The organism is Ramlibacter sp. (assembly GCF_035554825.1).
Lineage (GTDB): Bacteria > Pseudomonadota > Gammaproteobacteria > Burkholderiales > Burkholderiaceae_C > Ramlibacter.
On record NZ_DATMHS010000029.1, the window covers coordinates 1 to 18,472 of the forward strand.

The 18,472-nt window shown below is 69.8% G+C and carries 16 protein-coding genes and 1 pseudogene; all 17 read right to left on the reverse strand.

What is annotated here, in order from left to right:
* On the reverse strand, positions 1 to 381 hold a 381-nt coding region (locus VNT59_RS02660), incomplete at its 3' end, for a UDP-3-O-acyl-N-acetylglucosamine deacetylase (protein WP_325496357.1).
* Positions 382 to 530: 149 nt separating this feature from the next.
* Positions 531 to 1,763 carry a cell division protein FtsZ gene (gene ftsZ / locus VNT59_RS02665; protein ID WP_325496359.1) on the reverse strand — a complete coding sequence of 411 codons (1,233 nt, stop codon included), beginning with the start codon at positions 1,761 to 1,763 and terminating at the stop codon, positions 531 to 533.
* Between the two features lie 250 nt (positions 1,764 to 2,013).
* Positions 2,014 to 3,243, reverse strand: coding sequence for a cell division protein FtsA (gene ftsA / locus VNT59_RS02670; RefSeq protein WP_325496361.1), 1,230 nt, complete (start codon positions 3,241 to 3,243; stop codon positions 2,014 to 2,016).
* Positions 3,244 to 3,254: 11 nt separating this feature from the next.
* The gene (locus VNT59_RS02675; protein WP_325496363.1) at positions 3,255 to 4,037 is read right to left on the reverse strand and encodes a cell division protein FtsQ/DivIB; all 783 of its coding nucleotides are present in this window, start codon (positions 4,035 to 4,037) and stop codon (positions 3,255 to 3,257) included.
* The gene (locus VNT59_RS02680) at positions 4,034 to 5,002 is read right to left on the reverse strand and encodes a D-alanine--D-alanine ligase (RefSeq protein ID WP_325496365.1); all 969 of its coding nucleotides are present in this window, start codon (positions 5,000 to 5,002) and stop codon (positions 4,034 to 4,036) included. Before VNT59_RS02680 ends, VNT59_RS02675 begins: the two co-directional genes overlap by 4 nt.
* The gene (gene murC / locus VNT59_RS02685; RefSeq protein WP_325496367.1) at positions 4,999 to 6,414 is read right to left on the reverse strand and encodes a UDP-N-acetylmuramate--L-alanine ligase; all 1,416 of its coding nucleotides are present in this window, start codon (positions 6,412 to 6,414) and stop codon (positions 4,999 to 5,001) included. The genes VNT59_RS02680 and murC overlap by 4 nt, the downstream gene beginning before the upstream one ends.
* Positions 6,411 to 7,598: an undecaprenyldiphospho-muramoylpentapeptide beta-N-acetylglucosaminyltransferase gene (murG, locus tag VNT59_RS02690; protein WP_414708331.1), complete on the reverse strand. Its 1,188-nt coding sequence runs from the start codon at positions 7,596 to 7,598 to the stop codon at positions 6,411 to 6,413. Before murG ends, murC begins: the two co-directional genes overlap by 4 nt.
* The gene (gene ftsW, locus VNT59_RS02695) at positions 7,595 to 8,839 is read right to left on the reverse strand and encodes a putative lipid II flippase FtsW (protein ID WP_325496369.1); all 1,245 of its coding nucleotides are present in this window, start codon (positions 8,837 to 8,839) and stop codon (positions 7,595 to 7,597) included. Before ftsW ends, murG begins: the two co-directional genes overlap by 4 nt.
* Positions 8,836 to 10,353, reverse strand: coding sequence for a UDP-N-acetylmuramoyl-L-alanine--D-glutamate ligase (gene murD, locus VNT59_RS02700; RefSeq protein ID WP_325496371.1), 1,518 nt, complete (start codon positions 10,351 to 10,353; stop codon positions 8,836 to 8,838). The genes ftsW and murD overlap by 4 nt, the downstream gene beginning before the upstream one ends.
* Positions 10,353 to 11,531 carry a phospho-N-acetylmuramoyl-pentapeptide-transferase gene (mraY, locus tag VNT59_RS02705; RefSeq protein WP_325496373.1) on the reverse strand — a complete coding sequence of 393 codons (1,179 nt, stop codon included), beginning with the start codon at positions 11,529 to 11,531 and terminating at the stop codon, positions 10,353 to 10,355. The genes murD and mraY overlap by 1 nt, the downstream gene beginning before the upstream one ends.
* Positions 11,521 to 12,906: a UDP-N-acetylmuramoyl-tripeptide--D-alanyl-D-alanine ligase gene (locus VNT59_RS02710; RefSeq protein WP_325496387.1), complete on the reverse strand. Its 1,386-nt coding sequence runs from the start codon at positions 12,904 to 12,906 to the stop codon at positions 11,521 to 11,523. Before VNT59_RS02710 ends, mraY begins: the two co-directional genes overlap by 11 nt.
* Before the next feature lie 5 nt (positions 12,907 to 12,911).
* A complete protein-coding gene (locus tag VNT59_RS02715) occupies positions 12,912 to 14,396 on the reverse strand; it encodes a UDP-N-acetylmuramoyl-L-alanyl-D-glutamate--2,6-diaminopimelate ligase (RefSeq protein ID WP_325496375.1) in 1,485 nt (494 codons plus the stop codon).
* Positions 14,396 to 16,129 carry a penicillin-binding protein 2 gene (locus VNT59_RS02720; protein ID WP_325496377.1) on the reverse strand — a complete coding sequence of 578 codons (1,734 nt, stop codon included), beginning with the start codon at positions 16,127 to 16,129 and terminating at the stop codon, positions 14,396 to 14,398. The genes VNT59_RS02715 and VNT59_RS02720 overlap by 1 nt, the downstream gene beginning before the upstream one ends.
* The gene (gene ftsL / locus VNT59_RS02725) at positions 16,126 to 16,416 is read right to left on the reverse strand and encodes a cell division protein FtsL (protein WP_325496379.1); all 291 of its coding nucleotides are present in this window, start codon (positions 16,414 to 16,416) and stop codon (positions 16,126 to 16,128) included. Before ftsL ends, VNT59_RS02720 begins: the two co-directional genes overlap by 4 nt.
* Entirely contained in the window at positions 16,413 to 17,342 is a 930-nt protein-coding gene (rsmH, locus tag VNT59_RS02730) for a 16S rRNA (cytosine(1402)-N(4))-methyltransferase RsmH (RefSeq protein WP_325496381.1), read from the reverse strand. Before rsmH ends, ftsL begins: the two co-directional genes overlap by 4 nt.
* A gap of 9 nt (positions 17,343 to 17,351) precedes the next feature.
* Complete coding sequence (mraZ, locus tag VNT59_RS02735; protein WP_325496383.1) at positions 17,352 to 17,780, reverse strand: division/cell wall cluster transcriptional repressor MraZ; 429 nt, start codon at positions 17,778 to 17,780, stop codon at positions 17,352 to 17,354.
* A gap of 244 nt (positions 17,781 to 18,024) precedes the next feature.
* A pseudogene (hslU, locus tag VNT59_RS02740) lies at positions 18,025 to 18,472 on the reverse strand (HslU--HslV peptidase ATPase subunit); the annotation flags it as partial.

An 18,472-nucleotide genomic window follows, 5' to 3' on the forward strand; every position in this document is an offset into this window, starting at 1 on the left:
GCGCCGCGGCGCCTGCTGCAAGGCGATCCCGGCGCTCTGCAGGAGGAACACGAAGGAGGCCGACGAGCCGTCCAGGATCGGCACTTCCTCCGCCGTGATGTCGACGTAGAGGTTGTCCAGCCCGAGGCCGGCACAGGCCGACATCAGGTGTTCCACGGTGTGCACCTTGGCGCCGCCGCGCGAGATCGTCGACGCCATGCGGGTGTCGGTCACCGCCTCGGCCGACACCGGAATGTCGACCGGGCTGGGCAGGTCGACCCGGCGGAACACGATGCCCGTGTCGGGCTGGGCCGGCCGCAGCGTCAGCTCGACGCGCTGGCCGCTGTGCAGCCCGACGCCGACCGCGCGGGTCAATGACTTGAGCGTTCGTTGCTGCAGCATGGCCGCGATTTTACGAGGCCGGCCGCGAACGCCGCGTGAAGGCGCCCGATGGCCGCCATGGACGCAAGGCTGCTGCGGGCGAAAAAAAGGGTGGACCGGCCGGTCCACCCGAGGTGCTCCCCCGAGGAGAACAGGTCCGGTCGCGCCCGTCAGTCGGCCTGCTTGCGCAGGAACGCCGGGATCTCGAAATCGTCCATGCCGCCATTGGCCAGCGCGTCGACCCGGGCCGCTGCCTGGGTGCGGTTGGTGCGCCACACGCTCGGCACGGCCATGCCGGCGTAGTCGGACTGCGTGACGATCGGCGCCACGGTGGCGGCGCCGGGGCCGCCGGCGGCGGTGTGGATCGTCGGAATCTGGAACGGCACGTTGTCGGTGCCGGTGCGCAGCACCTGCAGCGGCGGCGCCGTGCGGCGCTGCTGCCCCTGGCGCGACAGGCCGGTGGCGACCACGGTGACGCGGATCTGGTCGCCCAGGTTGTCGTCGTAGGCCGTGCCGTAGATCACGTGCGCGTCGGGCGAAGCGTAGGCGCGGATGGTGTTCATCGCCAGCTTGGACTCGGACAGCTTGAGCGAACCCTTGGCCGCGGTGATCAGCACCAGCACGCCCTTGGCGCCGGACAGGTCGATGCCTTCCAGCAGCGGGCAGGCGACCGCCTGCTCGGCGGCGATGCGGGCGCGGTCGGGGCCGTCGGCCAGCGCGGTGCCCATCATCGCCTTGCCGGGCTCGCCCATCACGGTGCGCACGTCCTCGAAGTCGACGTTCACATGGCCCGGCACGTTGATGATTTCCGCGATCCCGCCGACCGCGTTCTTGAGCACGTCGTTGGCGTGCGCGAACGCCTCGTCCTGGGTGACGTCGTCGCCCAGCACCTCGAGCAGCTTCTCGTTCAGGACGACGATCAGCGAATCGACGTTGGCTTCCAGTTCCGCCAGGCCGTTGTCGGCGTTGGTCATGCGGCGGCCGCCTTCCCAATCGAAGGGCTTGGTGACCACGCCCACGGTGAGGATGCCCATCTCCTTGGCGACGCGCGCGATCACCGGCGCCGCGCCGGTGCCGGTGCCGCCGCCCATGCCGGCCGTGATGAACAGCATGTGCGCGCCGTTGATCGCCGCGCGGATGTCCTCGACCGCGGCCTCGGCCGCCTCGCGGCCCTTCTCCGGCTTGCTGCCGGCGCCCAGCCCGCTCTGCCCCAGCTGGATGCTCTTGTGCGCGGCGCTGCGCGCGAGCGCCTGGGCGTCCGTGTTGGCGCAGATGAACTCCACGCCCTGGACGGCGCGACCGATCATGTGCTCCACCGCGTTGCCGCCGCCGCCGCCGACGCCGATCACCTTGATCTGGGTGCCGAGGTGAAACTCTTCGACTTCAATCATCTCGATGCTCATGTTGCTCTCCTGATTCCGTTTGCAGTTGCCGTTGATTCGATTGTTGTGGGGTGACTTCATGAACGCCGCAGCGGCGGATCGGTGCACCGACATCGTCGCTTGTGGATGCGGGCTCCAAACCCGACAGCCGTACGCAGAAAACGCAGAGGGTCCGCAGAGGACACAGAAAATACTGTCTTCATGTGAATCCCTTTCTGCGCCCTTTGCGCGCTTTTGCGTCCTCTGCGTGCGGCCGTTGGGTTTTCACGGTTCAGAAATTCCCCACGATGAAATCGCGGAAGCGTCCGAACGCGGTCTTCATCGATCCGTTCTTCTGCGCCACCTTGTAGCCGCGCAGGCGGGCCAGCCGCGCCTCTTCGAGCAGGCCCATCACCGTCGCCGCCCGGGGCTGGGAGATCATGTCGGACAGCGCGCCGCGGTACTTGGGCACGCCGCGGCGCACCGGCTTGAGGAAGATGTCCTCGCCCAGCTCCACCATGCCCGGCATCACGGCGCTGCCGCCGGTGATCACGATGCCCGACGACAGCACTTCCTCGTAGCCGGACTCGCGGATCACCTGCTGCACCAGCGAGAAGATCTCCTCGACGCGCGGCTCGATCACGCCGGCCAGCGCCTGGCGCGACAGCATGCGCGGGCCGCGGTCGCCCAGCCCCGGCACCTCGACCTGCTGGTCGGGGTCGGCCAGCAGCTGCTTGGCGTAGCCGCTCTCGACCTTGATGTCCTCGGCGTCCTTGGTCGGCGTGCGCAGCGCCATCGCGATGTCGCTGGTGATCAGGTCGCCGGCGATCGGGATCACCGCGGTATGCCGGATCGCACCGTTGGTGAAGATCGCCACGTCGGTGGTGCCGGCGCCGATGTCGACCATCGCCACGCCCAGCTCCCGCTCGTCCTCGGTCAGCACCGACAGGCTGGAGGCCAGCGGGTTGAGCATCAGCTGCTCGACTTCCAGGCCGCAGCGCCGCACGCACTTGACGATGTTCTCGGCCGCGCTCTGCGCGCCCGTGACGATGTGCACCTTGGCCTCGAGCCGGATGCCGCTCATGCCGATCGGCTCCTTGACGTCCTGGCCGTCGATCACGAACTCCTGCGGCTCCACCAGCAGCAGCCGCTGGTCGGTCGAGATGTTGATGGCCCGGGCGGTCTCGACCACGCGCGCCACGTCCGCCGGCGTCACTTCCTTGTCCTTCACCGCCACCATGCCGCTGGAGTTGATGCCCCGGATGTGGCTGCCGGTGATCCCGGTGTAGACCCGCGTGATCTTGCAGTCGGCCATCAGCTCGGCCTCCTTGAGCGCCTGCTGGATGCTCTGCACCGTGGCGTCGATGTTGACGACCACGCCGCGCTTGAGGCCGTTGGACGCGGCCACGCCCAGGCCGGCGAGCTTCAGCTCGCCGCCCGGCATCACCTCGGCCACCACCGTCATCACCTTGGCGGTGCCGATGTCCAGCCCCACCACCAGGTCCTTGTATTCCTTTGCCATGCCCCGTCCCTCTATTTCTTGATTGCTTCGGCCGTGGTGCCCACGCCCCGCAGCCGCAACGCGTACCCGTCGACATGCCTCAGGTCGGCCGACACCAGCGCTTCCGGCGTGCGTCCGTAGCGCGAGGTCGCCTGGGTCAGCGTCTGCACGAACCGCTGCACCCGCGCCGCCACCTCCTGCGCCGTGCCGCGGCCCAGCTCGATCGCCGCGCCGGTGTCCAGCTCCAGGTGCCAGCTGCCGCGCGCGGTCAGCGTCAGCTGCTCGACGCCGAGATCGAGCGGCTCGAACAGCGGCTTGAGCGTGCGATACATCGCCAGCACGTCGCCCGACTGCCCGTCCGGGCCGGCCAGCCGCGGCAGCTCGTCGGCCTCGACGTCGCCGACGTTGGCCTCGAACACCTCGCCGAAACTGTTGACCATCCGGGTCTCGTTCTCGCTGCCCCACAGCGCCACGGCCCGGTGCTCCTGCAACTCCACCCGCAGCCGGTTCGGAAACTCGCGCCGCACCACGGCGTGGCGCACCCAGGGCGCCGCTTCGAAGGCCTCGCGGGTCGCCAGCAGGTTCACCGTGAAGAAGTTGCCGGCCAGCCGCGGCGCCACGTTGGCCCGCAGCGTCGCCATGCTGTTGTGGCTGACGTCCCCTTGCACCGTGATGCCGGCCACGGCGAACACCGGATGGCGCAGCAGCCACCAGCCGCCCGCCGCCGCGACGAGCGCGAGCGCGCCGGCGAACAGCGCCGTGGCGGCGATGTTCATCAGCCTCACGTCCGGCGGCACGGGGGCGGCGCTGCTCATGTGGCGCGGCTTCCCTTCTGCTGGTCCAGCGCCGCCGAGGCCAGCAGCTGCACGCACAGGTCCTCGTAGCTGATGCCGGCCGCGCGGGCCGACATCGGCACCAGCGAGTGGCCGGTCATGCCGGGCGAGGTGTTGATCTCCAGCAGCGACGGCTTGCGGGTCGCGGCATCGATCATGATGTCCAGCCGGCCCCAGCCGCGGCACCCCAGCACGCGATAGGCCTTCAGCACCAGCTCCTGGATCGCCTCCTCCTCGCCGGCCGGCAGCTGGCACGGCACCAGGTACTTCGGCTCGTCGCTGAAATACTTGTTGTGGTAGTCGTAATTGCCCTGCGGCGCCAGGATCCGGATGACCGGCAGCGCCCGCGCGCCATCGCCCGTGCCGAGCACCGGGCAGGTGACCTCGTCGCCGCTCACGAACTGCTCGCACAGCACGTCGGCGTCGAGGGCGGCGGCCTGGTCGATCGCATCGACCACCTCCGAATAGCCCTGCACCTTCGCCACGCCGATGGACGAACCCTCGCGCGCCGGCTTGACGATCAGCGGCAGGCCCAGTTCGTCGGGAATCGCCAGCGCCTGCTGGCGGGTGAAAGCCCCGCGGCGCAGCAGCACGTACTTCGGCGTCGGCAGGCCTTCGGCCAGCCACACGCGCTTGGTCATCACCTTGTCGATGGCGATCGCCGACGCCAGCACGCCCGAGCCGGTGTAGGGAATCCCGAGCAGTTCCAGCGCGCCCTGCACCGTGCCGTCCTCGCCGAAGCGGCCGTGCAGCGCGATGAAACAGCGCTCGAAGCCCTGGCGCTTGAGCTCGGAGATGTCGCGCTCGGCCGGATCGAACGCGTAGGCGTCGACGCCCTTGGACTGCAGCGCCTTGAGCACGCCGCTGCCGGACATCAGCGAGACCTCGCGTTCCGCCGAATCGCCGCCCATGAGGACGGCCACCTTGCCGAAGTTCGGGGCGTTCATGCAGCAGCACCTCCCTGGTCCACCAGCTTGCCCGGCACGCCGCCGATCGAGCCGGCGCCCATGCACATCACCACGTCGCCGTCGCGCGCCAGTTCCATGATCGCGGCCGGCATCGCCTCGACCTCCCCGACGAACACCGGCTCCACCTTGCCGGCCACCCTGACGGCGCGCGCCAGCGAGCGGCCGTCGGCGGCCACGATCGGCGCCTCGCCGGCCGCGTAGACCTCGGCCAGCAGCACCACGTCGGCCTGGCCCAGCACCTTCACGAAATCCTCGAAACAGTCGCGGGTGCGGGTGTAGCGGTGCGGCTGGAAGGCCAGCACCAGCCGCCGTCCCGGGAACGCGCCGCGCGCGGCCGCCAGGGTGGCGGCGACCTCCACCGGGTGGTGCCCGTAGTCCTCGATCACCGCGAACCGGCCGCCGCCGTTCTCGGCCCGCACCGCCAGGTCGGGGTAGCGCTGGAAGCGCCGGCCCACGCCCTTGAATTCGGCCAGCGCCTTCAGCACCGCCTGGTCCGGGATGTTCAGCTCCACCGCCACGGCGATCGCCGCGAGCGCGTTCAGCACGTTGTGCATGCCCGCGAGGTTGAGCACCACGGTCAGGTCGGGCAACGTGACGCCGTTGCGCCGCTGCACCGTGAACCGCATCTGCCCGCCCTCGGCGCGCACGTCGACGGCACGCACCTGCGCCTCCGCGCCCAGGCCGTAGCTGGTGATCGGGCACCGCACCTGCGGCACGATCTCGCGCACGGCGGCATCGTCGATGCACAGGATGGCGGTGCCGTAGAACGGCATGCGATGCAGGAAGTCGACGAACGCTCCCTGCAGGCGGCGGAAGTCGTGACCGTAGGTTTCCATGTGATCGGCGTCGATGTTGGTCACCACCGCCATCACCGGCATCAGGTTCAGGAACGAGGCGTCCGACTCGTCGGCTTCGACCACGATGTAGTCGCCGCCGCCCAGGCGGGCGTTGGCGCCGGCGCTGTTCAGCCGGCCGCCGATCACGAACGTCGGGTCGAGCCCGCCTTCGGCCAGCACGCTCGCCACCAGGCTGGTGGTGGTCGTCTTGCCGTGGGTGCCGGCGATCGCGATGCCCTGCTTCAGGCGCATCAGCTCGGCCAGCATCGTCGCGCGCGGCACCACCGGGATGTTGCGCTTGCGCGCGGCGAGCACTTCCGGGTTGTCCGCCTGGACGGCGGTCGACGTGACCACCGCGTCGGCGCCCACGATGTTGCGGGCGGCGTGGCCGACGCAGGTCTTGATGCCAAGGCCCTCCAGGCGGCGCAGCGTCGGGCTGTCGGCGAGGTCGGAGCCCGAGATCAGGTAGCCCTGGTTGCGCAGGACCTCGGCGATGCCCGACATGCCGGCGCCGCCGATGCCGACGAAGTGGATGTGCTTGATGGCGTGTTTCACGCTCTGTCCTTTGCTTTCGCGGCCGCGAGCGCTTCGCAGGCGGCGACCATTTCCTCGGTGGCCGTTGTCTTTTCCATGCGCTTGGCGGCCAGCCCGCGCCGGATCAGCTCCTCGCGCGGGGTGCGCTGGATCAGGTCCGCCAGCCATTGCGGCGAGAGCTCGCGCTGCGCCGCCAGCCAGCCGCCGCCGCCGTCCACGAGGAAGCGGGCGTTGGTCGTCTGGTGGTCGTCCACGGCGAACGGGAACGGCACGAACACGGCGGCCGCGCCGACGGCGGCGATCTCGGTGACGGTGCTCGCCCCGGCCCGGCAGACGATCAGGTCGGCGTCGGCATAGGCGCTGGCGGTGTCCTGGATGAACGGCGTCAGCTGCGCCTCGACGCCGGCCGCAGCGTAGTTGGCGCGCAGCTCGTCGATCTGCCTGGCACCGCTCTGGTGCAGCACGATGGGCCGCTGCTCCCGCGGAATCAGCGCCAGCGCCTTGGGCACCACGTCGTTCAGCGCCTTGGCGCCCAGGCTGCCGCCCACCACCAGCAGGCGCAGCGGCCCGCTGCGCGCGCCCAGGCGCTCGGCCGGACCGGGCTGGTTCAGGAAGGAAGCGCGCAGCGGGTTGCCGATCCACGCGGCGCGCTTCAGCACGTTCGGAAACGCGGTGAACACGCGGTCCGCGACCGCGGCCAGCACGCGGTTGGCCATGCCGGCGACCGAGTTCTGCTCGTGCAGGACCAGCGGCTTGCCGAGCAGCACGCTCATCATCCCCGCCGGGAAGGTGATGTAGCCGCCCAGGCCGATCACCACGTCGGGCCGCACGCGCCGCACCACGGCGATGCTCTGGCCGAACGCCCGCAGCAGACGCAGCGGCAGCAGGAACAGCGTCTTGAAGCCCTTGCCGCGCACGCCGGAGAAATCGATCGTCTCCAGCGGGAAGCCGCGCGGCGGCACCAGCTGGCTCTCCATGCTGCCGGGCGCGCCCAGCCAGTGCACGCGCCAGGAGCGCTGGCGCAGCGCTTCGGCGACGGCCAGCCCCGGGAAGATGTGGCCGCCGGTGCCGCCCGCCATCACGAGCGCGGTCGCCCGCGCGCTGGCGACGCCGGCCACCGGCTCGCCCGCACCCTTGCGCTCGCCCTCGGGGCGGAAGGCATCCGATTCGGACGCCATGGCGTTGGCGGGGCCGGTCGCTCTCATGCTCGGCCTCCGCGCATGAGGCTGCGATTCTCGTTGTCGATGCGCAGCACCACCGCGATCGCCACCAGGTTCATCATGATCGCCGAGCCGCCGTAGCTCATCAGCGGCAGCGTGAGGCCCTTGGTCGGCAGCGCGCCCAGGTTGACGCCCATGTTGATGAAGGCCTGAAAGCCCATCCAGATGCCGACGCCCTGCGCCACCAGCCCGGCGAAGACCCGGTCGAGCGCGATCGCCTGCCGGCCGATGTGCATGATCCGGCGCGTCATCCACAGGAAGGTGACGATCACGGTGAGCACCCCCACCAGGCCGAACTCCTCGCCGATGACGGCCAGCAGGAAATCGGTATGGGCTTCGGGCAGCCAGTGCAGTTTCTCCACGCTGCCGCCCAGCCCGACGCCGAAGATCTCGCCGCGGCCGATCGCGATCAGCGAGTGCGACAGCTGGTAGCCCTTGCCCAGGGCGTGCTTTTCGCTCCACGGGTCGAGGTACGCGAAGATGCGCTCGCGCCGCCATTCGGAGCCGGCGATCATCAGCACGAAGGCCACCGTGATCACGGCGGCGATCAGGAAGAACATGCGCGCGTTGACGCCGCCCAGGAACAGGATGCCCATGGCGATGACGGCGATCACCATGAAGGCGCCCATGTCCGGCTCGGCCAGCAGCAGGACGCCGACCACCCCGACGGCGGCGGCCATCGGCAGCACGGCCCGGAAGAAGCGCTCCTTGACGTCCATCTTGCGGACCATGTAGTTGGCCGCGTAGAGCAGCACCGCGAACTTCGACAGCTCCGAAGGCTGGAAACTCATCAGGCCGAAGCCGAGCCAGCGCCGGGCGCCGTTGACGCCCTTGCCCACGTGCGGGATCAGCACGATCGCCAGCAGCAGCAGCGACGCGATGAACAGGTAGGGCGCGACCTTCTCCCACGTCGCCACCGGCACCTGGAACGCCAGCACGGCCACCAGGAACGCGAGCAGCAGGAACCACGCATGGCGCACCAGGAAGTGGGTATGGCTGTAGCGCGCGAATTTCGGGTTGTCCGGCATCGCGATGGACGCCGAATACACCATCACCAGGCCGAAGGCGAGCAGCGCCACCGTCACCCACAGCAGCGGCTGGTCGAAGCCCTGCACGCGGCCGGGCAGCGTCGCGCCCGCGTAGCGGGGCGCGCGCACCGGCAGCCCGGCTTCGCGCGGACGCCCCGGCAGCGGCAGCCAGCCGGTCAGGCGGGCCAAGGCGCTCATGCGTCGCCTCCCAACTGCTGGCCGGCAGCGTCGGCAACGGCCTGCACCGCCGCCCGGAACACTTCGGCGCGATGCGGATAGTTGCGGAACATGTCGAAGCTGGCGCAGGCCGGCGACATCAGGACGGCGTCACCGGGGTGGGCCCGCTGCGCGGCGGTCGAGACCGCCTCTTCCATGCTGGCGGCATCGAGCAGCGGCACGCCGGTCGGCTCCAACACGGCGCGGATCTGCGGTCCGTCGCGGCCGATCAGCACCACCGCGCGGCAATGGCGCGCGACCGGCGCGGCCAGCGGGCCGAAATCCTGGCCCTTGCCGTCGCCGCCGAGGATCACGACCAGCGAACGGTCCGCGCCCAGGCCCTGCAGCGCCGCCACTGTGGCGCCGACGTTGGTGCCCTTGCTGTCGTCGAAGTACTCGACGTCGTCGACCACGCCGATGGACTCGACGCGATGCGGCTCGCCGCGGTACTCGCGCAGGCCGTACAGCATGGGCCCGAGCGCGCAGCCGGCCGCCGCCGCCAGCGCCAGCGCGGCGAGCGCGTTGACCGCGTTGTGCCGGCCGCGGATGCGCAGCGCGTCGGCCGGCATCAGGCGCTGCACGAACAATTCTTCCTCGGCGTCCTTGCGCCGCTTCTGCGTTTCGTCGGCCGGCTGGGCGCGGACCAGCCAGGCCATGCCGTTGGCGACGTCGATGCCGTAGTCGCCGGCGCGCCGCGGCACCTCGGCACCGAAGGTGACGTAGGCCCGCTGTTCGAACTTGCCGCCCTTGAGCCGCACCGGCTCGGGCAGCATCGCCATCACCAGCGGATCGTCGCGATTGAGGATCATGAGGCCGCTGGCGCCGAACACCCGCGCCTTGGCGGCCGCGTACGCCTGCATGCTGCCGTGCCAGTCCAGATGGTCCTGCGTCAGGTTCAGCACCGTCGCGGCGGTGGGCTCGAAGCCGCCGGCGGCCTCGAGCTGGAAGCTGGAGAGTTCCACCACCCAGACCTGCGGCAAGGCGCCGGCCGCCAGCTTCTCGCCGAGCGTGTCCAGCAGCGTGGGCCCGATGTTGCCCGCCACCGCGACCGACTTGCCGGCACGCTCCACCAGCTGCCCGGCCAGCGCCGTCACGGTGGTCTTGCCGTTGGTGCCGGTGACCGCCAGCACCTGCGGCGCATAGCCCTGCTGCTGCTGGAGTTCGGCCAGGGCGTCGGCGAAGAGCGACAGTTCGCCGCCGACCGGCACGGCGCGCTCGCGCGCGGCCGCGACGACGGTCGCTACCTGTTGCGGCGACAGGCCGGGGCTGCGCAGCAGCAGCTGCACGCCGGCGTCCAGCAGCGCCGCGTCGAAGGGACCGGCCACGAACCGCGCCTCGGGCACCTGCTGGCGCAGGGCGTCGAGCTGCGGCGGCGCGTCGCGGGTGTCGGCGACGGTGACGCGGGCGCCGCGGCCGGCGCACCAGCGCGCCATCGCCAGCCCGGAAGCGCCCAGCCCGAGGACCAGGACGTGTCGATCGTGGAGGCTGCTCGTCATCACCGCAGCTTCAGGGTCGAAAGGCCGACGAGGCACAGCAGCATGGTGATGATCCAGAACCGCACGACCACCTGCGTTTCCTTCCACCCGCTCTGCTCGAAGTGATGGTGCAGCGGCGCCATCTTCAGGATGCGCCGGCCGGCGCCGTATTTCTTCTTCGTGTACTTGAAGTACGAAACCTGCGCCATCACCGACAGCGCCTCGACGACGAAGATGCCGCCCATGATCGCCAGCACGATCTCCTGGCGCACGATCACGGCGATGGTGCCCAGCGCGCCGCCCAGGGCCAGCGCACCGACGTCGCCCATGAAGACCTGGGCCGGGTGGGTGTTGTACCAGAGGAAGGCCAGGCCCGCCCCCGCCAGCGCCGAGCAGAAGATCAGCAGCTCGCCCGAGCCGGGAATGTGCGGAAAGAACAGGTATTTCGAATACACGGCGCTGCCGGTGACATAGGCGAACACGCCCAGCGCCGATCCGACCATCACCACCGGCATGATCGCCAGCCCGTCCAGGCCGTCGGTGAGGTTCACCGCATTGCTCGAGCCGACGATCACCAGGTAGGTCAGGATGACGAAGCCGAACACGCCCAGCGGATAGCTCACTTCCTTGAAGAACGGCAGCAGCAGGCCGGCCTTGGGCGGCAGGTTGACGTCGAAGCCGGACTTGACCCAGGTGTAGAACAGCTGCAGCACGCGCCAGTTGGAGCTCTCCGAAATGCTGAACACGAGGTACAGCGCCGCCAGCAGGCCGATCAGGGACTGCCAGAAGTACTTCTCGCGCGAGCGCATCCCTTCCGGGTCCTTGTTGACCACCTTGCGCCAGTCGTCGGCCCAGCCGATCGCGCCGAAGCCGATGGTCACCGCCAGCACGATCCACACGAAGCGGTTGGTGAGGTCGAACCACAGGATGGTGGAGACGACGATCGACAGCAGCACCAGCACGCCGCCCATGGTCGGGGTGCCGCTCTTGGACAGGTGCGATTGCATGCCGTAGCCGCGCACCGGCTGGCCGATCTTCAGCGACGTCAGATGCCGGATCACGGCCGGCCCGGCGATCAGCCCGATCAGCAGCGCCGTCAGGGCCGCCATGACGGCGCGGAAGGTCAGGTACTGGAACACGCGCAGGAACCCGAACTCGGGTCCGAGCGTCTGCAGCCAGCCGGCGAGGTTAAGCAGCATGGGGCGGCTCCTTGGCGGCGGCGGCGATCGCTTCGACGACGCGCTCCATCTTCATGAAACGCGAGCCCTTGACGAGCACGCTGGCCACCCGCGGCAGCTCGGCGAGCACCGCGGCGTTGAGCGCTTCGACGTCGGCGAAATGTTGTCCGCCCATGGCGGTGGCCTGCTCGCCCAGCGTCAACAGCCGCTCGATGCCGCACCGGCGGGCGTACTCGCCCACTTCCCGGTGAAACTGCGGCCCCTGGTCCCCGACCTCGCCCATGTCGCCCAGCACCAGCAGCTGCGGCCCTGGCAGTTCGGCCAGCACGTCGATGGCCGCCCGCACCGAGTCCGGATTGGCGTTGTAGCTGTCGTCGATCAAGGTGATCGTGCGGCCGGCACAGGGCACCGCCATCGCCCGCGAGCGGCCCTTCACCGGCTCGAAGGCTGCCAGTCCCTGGCTGATGGCGGCCGGCGGGACCCCCGCGGCCAGCGCGCAGGCCACGGCGGCCTGCGAATTGCGCACGTTGTGCCGGCCCGCGATGCGCAGCCGGTACGAGAGCGCGCCGGCGGGCGTGTCCAGGCTCACCTGCCATTGGCCATCGCCCCAGCTCGCCCCGGTGAGCACGACGTCGGCCTCGCGTGCGCCGGCCCGGTCGTGCGCCGAGCCGAACGTGATGCAGGCGCGCCGGCCCGCCAGCTCCACCCACACGCCGGTGAATTCCTCGCCGGCCGGGAACACGGCGACGCCGGTCGTGCTCAGCGCCGAGATGACGCAGCCGTTCTCGCGCGCCACGGCTTCCACGGTCACCATGAATTCCTGGTGCTCGCGCTGGGCGTTGTTGACCAGCGCCACCGTCGGCCGGGAGATGTTGCCCAGGTAGCCGATCTCGCCCGGGTGGTTCATGCCCAGCTCCAGCACGCCGACCTGGTGCTCGGGGCGCAGGCGCAGCAGCGTGAGCGGCAGGCCGATCTCGTTGTTCAGGTTGCCTTGCGTCGCCAGCGTCGCGTCGGGCTTCCAGGCCCGCAGGATCGAGGCGATCATCTGCGTCACCGTGGTCTTGCCGTTGCTGCCGGTGACGGCGATCAGCGGCAGCACGAAGCAGCCGCGCCAGCCCGCCGCCAGCGCGCCGAGCGCCAGCTTGGTGTCGTCGACCTCCAGGCCCGGCATCCCCTCGGGCAGGCGGCCCGGGTGCGCGATCGCGGCGACGGCACCCTTGGCCCGCGCCTCGCCGATGAAGTCGTTGGCATCGAAGCGCTCGCCCCGCAGCGCGACGAACAGGTCGCCGGGCTGCAGGCTGCGGGTGTCGGTGTGCACGCGCTGCACCGCCACGGAACCGTCGCCGACCAGCTTCGCGCCCCGCAGCCAGCCTTGCGCGTGCGCCAGCGTGAACATTGCACTCATGCGCGCCTCCTGGCACCGAGCGCCTGCTGCGCCTGGGCCTTGTCGGAAAACGGGTGCTTGACGCCCGCGATCTCCTGGTATTCCTCGTGGCCCTTGCCTGCCAGCAGCACCACGTCCTGGGGCGCGGCGGCGGCGACGGTCTCCGCGATCGCCAGCGCCCGGTCGGCCTGCACCTGCACGCAGCGGTCGTGCGACAGCCCCAGCAGGATCTGGCTGATGATGTTCTCGGGCTTCTCGGTGCGCGGGTTGTCGCTCGTAACCACCACCTGGTCGGCGTTCTTCTCGGCGACCGCCGCCATCAGCGGGCGCTTGGTCGCGTCGCGGTCGCCGCCGCAGCCGAACACGCACCAGAGCTTGCCGCCGCGCTGGCGGGCCAGCGGCCGCAGCGCCTGCAGCGCCTGGTCCAGCGCGTCGGGGGTGTGGGCATAGTCGACGGCCACCAGCGGCCGGCCCGGCTCGCTGAGCCGCTCCATCCGGCCGGGCACCGGCAGCAGGCTGCCGCATGCCCGCACCGCCTCGCCGAGCGGCACGCCCAGCGTGCGCATCGCGGCCAGCACGCCCAGCAGATTGGACACGTTGTACTGGCCGATCAGCTGGGTCGCCAGTTCATGGCGCTCGCCGCCTTCGGCCACCGTGAAGCGCAGGCCCTCGGCGCCGTAGCCGATGTCGCTGGCCGCCAGGCGCGCCGCGTGCCGGCACGACAGCGTCCACAGGTCCAGGCCGCCGGACTCGAGCGAGCGCGCCAGCTCGGCGCCGCGCGCGTCGTCCACGTTGACGACGGCGGCGCGCAGGCCGGGCCAGCGGAACAACGCGGCCTTCGCGGCCCAGTAGGCCTCCATGGTGCCGTGGTAGTCGAGATGGTCCTGCGTGAAGTTGGTGAAGATCGCCACCCGCACCTGCGTGCCGTCCAGGCGTCGCTCGACGACGCCGACCGACGAGGCTTCGATGGCGCAGGCGGCCAGCCCCTGGTCGAGGAACCGCCGCAGCTGCGCCTGCAGCAGCACCGGATCGGGCGTGGTGAGCCCCGTGAATTCCACCTGCGGCGGCCGACCGGTGCCGAGCGTGCCGATCAGGCCGCAGGGAATGGCGCGCGGCGTGGCAACGTTCGACAACGCCTGCGCGAGCCACCATGCGGTCGAGGTCTTGCCGTTGGTGCCGGTGACGGCGAGCACGTCGAGCCGGTCCGACGGCCGGCCGAAGAACTCGGCGGCGACCGCGCCGGCGGCGGCCTTGAGTTGCGGATAGCTTGCGGTCTCGGCGCGATCGAAGCTGAACGCCTCGACGCCGTCGCGCTCGACCAGGCAGGCGGCCGCGCCTTGGGCCAGCGCCGCGTGCACGTGCTGGCGGCCGTCGGAGGCGGCGCCCGGCCAGGCGATGAATCCGTCGCCGGCACCGACCTTGCGGCTGTCGGACTGCAGCGTGCCGGTGACCCGCTCGCGCAGCCAGGCACCGGCTTGCAGCGGAGTGTGCAGTTCGAGCATCAGAACGACTCCTCCACCGCGTCCACCACGATCTGCGGCTTCACGCTCATGTCGGGCTGCACGCCCATCAGCCGCAGCGTCTGTTGCACGGTGGCGCTGAAGACCGGTGCAGCGACGTCGCCGCCGTAGTGCTTGCCGGCCGACGGCTCGTCCACCATCACGGCGACGATGATGCGCGGCTTCTCGATCGGCGCCAGACCGACGAACCAGGCGCGGTACTTGTTGGTGGCATAGCTGCGGCCGACCTGCTTGTAGGCGGTGCCGGACTTGCCGCCGACCGAGTAGCCCAGCGTCTGTGCCTTCGGCCCGGTCCCGCCGGGGCCGGCCGCCATCTGCAGCATGGTGCGGATCTCGGCCACGGTCTTGGGCGAGAACACGCGCGCACCGACCGCGGGCTCGCCGCTCTTGAGCAGCGTCGCCGGGATGATCTGCCCGTCGTGGGCGAAGACGGTGTACGAGCGCGCCATCTGGAACAGCGAGGCCGACAGTCCGTAGCCGTACGACATCGTCGCCTGCTCCACCGGCTTCCAGGTCTTGTACGGCCGCAGCCGCCCGCTGACGGCGCCGGGAAACGTGATCTGCGGCTTCTGGCCGAAACCGGCCTGCGTGAACAGCTCCCACATGTCGCGCGCCTGCATCTGCAGCGCGATCTTGAGGGTGCCGATGTTGCTCGACTTCTGGATCACCTGCTGGACCGTCAGCAGGCCGTGCGCGTGCGAATCCGAGATCTTCATGCCGCCGACGACCATGTACCCGGGCGCGGTCTGGATCGGCGTCTGCGGCGTGACGAGGCCGTGCTCCAGCGCCAGGCCGATCGTGAACGGCTTCATCGTCGAGCCGGGTTCGAAGACGTCGGTGAGCGCGCGGTTGCGCAGCTGCTCGCCGCTGAGGTTCTGGCGCTTGCCGGGGACGTAGCTGGGATAGTTGGCGAGCGCCAGCACCTCGCCGGTGACGGCGTCGAGCACCACCACGCTGCCGGCCCTGGCCTTGTTCTCCATCACGGCGTCGCGCAGCTTCTGGTAGGCGAAGAACTGCACCTTGCTGTCGATCGACAGCTGCAGGTCGCGCCCGGGCAGCGGCGCGACCTGCTCGCCGACGTCCTCCACCACGCGGCCGAGGCGGTCCTTGATCACGTGGCGCATCCCGGGGCGGCCGGCGAGCTGCTTCTCGAAGGCCAGCTCCATGCCTTCCTGGCCCTTGTCCTCGACGTTGGTGAAGCCGACCACGTGCGCCGCCGCCTCGCCCTCGGGATAGCGCCGCTGGTACTCCTTGCGCTGGTAGATGCCCTTCATGTCCAGCGCCGCGATCTGCTGCGCCACGCCGTCGTCGACCAGGCGCTTGAGCCAGACGAAGCTCTTCTCCTCCGCCTCGAGCTTCTTCTCGAGTTCGGCCCTGGGCATCTCGAGCAGCTTCGCCAGTTGCGACAGCTTCGCCGGGTCGCGCTCGACGTCCTCGGGAATGGCCCAGATGCTCGGCACGGGCACGCTGGTGGCCAGCAGCAGGCCGTTGCGATCGAGGATGCGGCCGCGATTGGCGGGCAGTTCGAGCGTGCGGGCGAAGCGCACCTCGCCCTGCTTCTGGAAGAACTCGTTGCCGAACACCTGGACCCAGGCCGCGCGGCCGGCCAGGCCGGCGAAGCCGAGCGCGATCGCCCCGACGATGAACTTGCTGCGCCACACCGGCGTGCGGCTGGCCAGCAGCGGGCTGGAGGTGTAGGCAACGCTGCGGCTCACGGCTGCATCCCCGCCGCCTTGGCCGGGCCGAGGGTCACGTACTGCGTGATGGCCGGCGTCGCGCCGCGCATCTGGAGTTGTTCGCGCGCCAGCCGCTCGATGCGCGCCGGCGTGGCCTGCGCCCGTTTCTCGGCCTGCAGCCGCTCCTGCTCGGTTTCCAGCTTGTGCGCCTCGCCGCGGGCGCGATCGAGCTCGGTGAACAGGCGCCGCGAGTCGTACTGGGTGTGCACGAGGTACAGCGCGCTGGCGATCAGCGCCACCAGCAGGACGAGGTTCAGGCGGGTCATGCCTCGGTCCTCAGGGCCACGCGCATGATCGCGCTGCGCGAGCGCGGGTTCGCCGCGACTTCGGCGGCCGACGGCCTGGACCGGCCGAGCGCCCGCAGCTTCATCGGCCTGGGCTGCGCGAACGGCGCGCGGCGGTCGAACACCTCGCGCGAGTGGGTGGCGATGAACTGCTTGACGATCCGGTCTTCCAGCGAGTGGAAGCTGATCACCACGAGCCGCCCGCCGGGCTGGAGGATGTCCAAGGTGGCCTCTAGCGCGGCCTGCAGCTCTTCAAGCTCGGCGTTGATGAAAATCCGAAGAGCCTGAAATGTGCGCGTTGCAGGGTCCTGGCCCGGCTCGCGGGTTTTGACCGTGCGAGCCACGAGCTCGGCCAGTTCGGCGGTGGTTGCAAGAGGGCCCCGTTCCTGTCGGCGAGCAACAATCGCCTTTGCAATCGGAACAGCAAACCGTTCTTCGCCATAGTCACGTATCACCTCCGCGATCTGCGCCGCCTCGGCGTGCGCCAGCCATGACGCCACGGTTTCCCCGCGGGTCGTGTCCATCCGCATGTCCAGCGGTCCCTCCCCCCGGAACGAAAAGCCGCGCGCGGGGTTGTCGATCTGGGGCGAGCTGATCCCCAGGTCCATCAGCACGCCGGCCACGCTGGCCGGCGGCAGCTGGCCGAGCTCGCGAAAGCCGGCATGCCGGATCGAAAAGCGCGGATCCGCGATGCGCGCGGCCTCGGCGATCGCCTCCGGGTCCTTGTCGAAGGCCACCAGCCGGTCGCCCGGCGCCAGGCGCGCGAGGATCAGCCGCGAGTGGCCGCCGCGCCCGAACGTGGCATCGACGAAGGTGCCGCTGCGGGGTGCACCGGAATCCTGTGGGGCGAGCAGCGCGTCGACTGCCTCGTTCAACAGGACGGTGGTGTGTTGCCATGTGCTGTCCACCGCCCGCTCTCAGAAGGAAAAGTCCTTGAAGACGTCGGGCATCTCGCCGCGCAGCGCCTCCGCTTCCTTGGCCTCGTAGGTCGCCTTGTCCCACAACTCAAAATGGTTGCCCATGCCCAGCAGCATCACTTCCTTCTCGATGCCCGCGGCGGCACGCAATTCGGGCGACACCAGCACCCGTCCGGTGCCGTCGAGTTCCACGTCCATCGCATTGCCCATGAAGATTCTCTTCCACCACTGGGCCTGCATAGGTAACGTGCCGATACGCTCGCGAAACTTCTCCCACTCGGGACGCGGAAAGATCATCAGGCAGCCATGCGGATGGCGGGTGATGGTCAGCTGGTTGGCAGCCGTCGCCGTGAGCACGTCACGGTGCCTGGTCGGCATGGAAAGCCGACCTTTGGCATCGAGACTGACGGACGAGGCGCCTTGAAACACTGAGGTGAGCCCTTGCTGCTGTGGAACGCAAAAGTGGCGAAGGGCATTCCACTCTTCACCACTTCATTGCACTTTTTTGCACTGTAGCAGGAAACGCCGCCGGCGCAAGCGGGGCTCGCACGGTTTTTCGCAATGAAATCAAGCACTTACCCGCGATTTCGCGCGCGCAGGCGCAGCAAAAGTCGTTCAAAAAGAACGACTTAGCACAGCCACTGCATGTGGAACCTCAGCAGAGAGCCGAGTGTTAGAGAATGTACCTAGAGAGATCCTCGTCGTGGCTCAGTTCCTTGAGCCGCGCATCGACGTAGGCGCCGTCGATGGAGATGGTCTGGCCGCCCAGCCGGGTGGCGTCGAAGCTGACCTCCTCCAGCAGGCGCTCCATGACGGTGGCCAGCCGCCGCGCGCCGATGTTCTCGGTGCGCTCGTTCACGTCGTAGGCGATCGCCGCCAGGCGCGTGATGCCCTCGGGGGTGAACTCCAGCGCCACCCCCTCGGTCGCCAGCAGCGCCTGGTACTGCTTCACCAGCGAGGCATGGGTCTGCGTCAGGATCGCCTCGAAGTCCTGCACCGACAGCGACTTCAGCTCGACGCGGATCGGCAGCCGCCCCTGCAGTTCCGGGATCAGGTCGCTCGGCTTCGACAGATGGAAGGCGCCGCTCGCGATGAACAGGATGTGGTCGGTACGGATCATG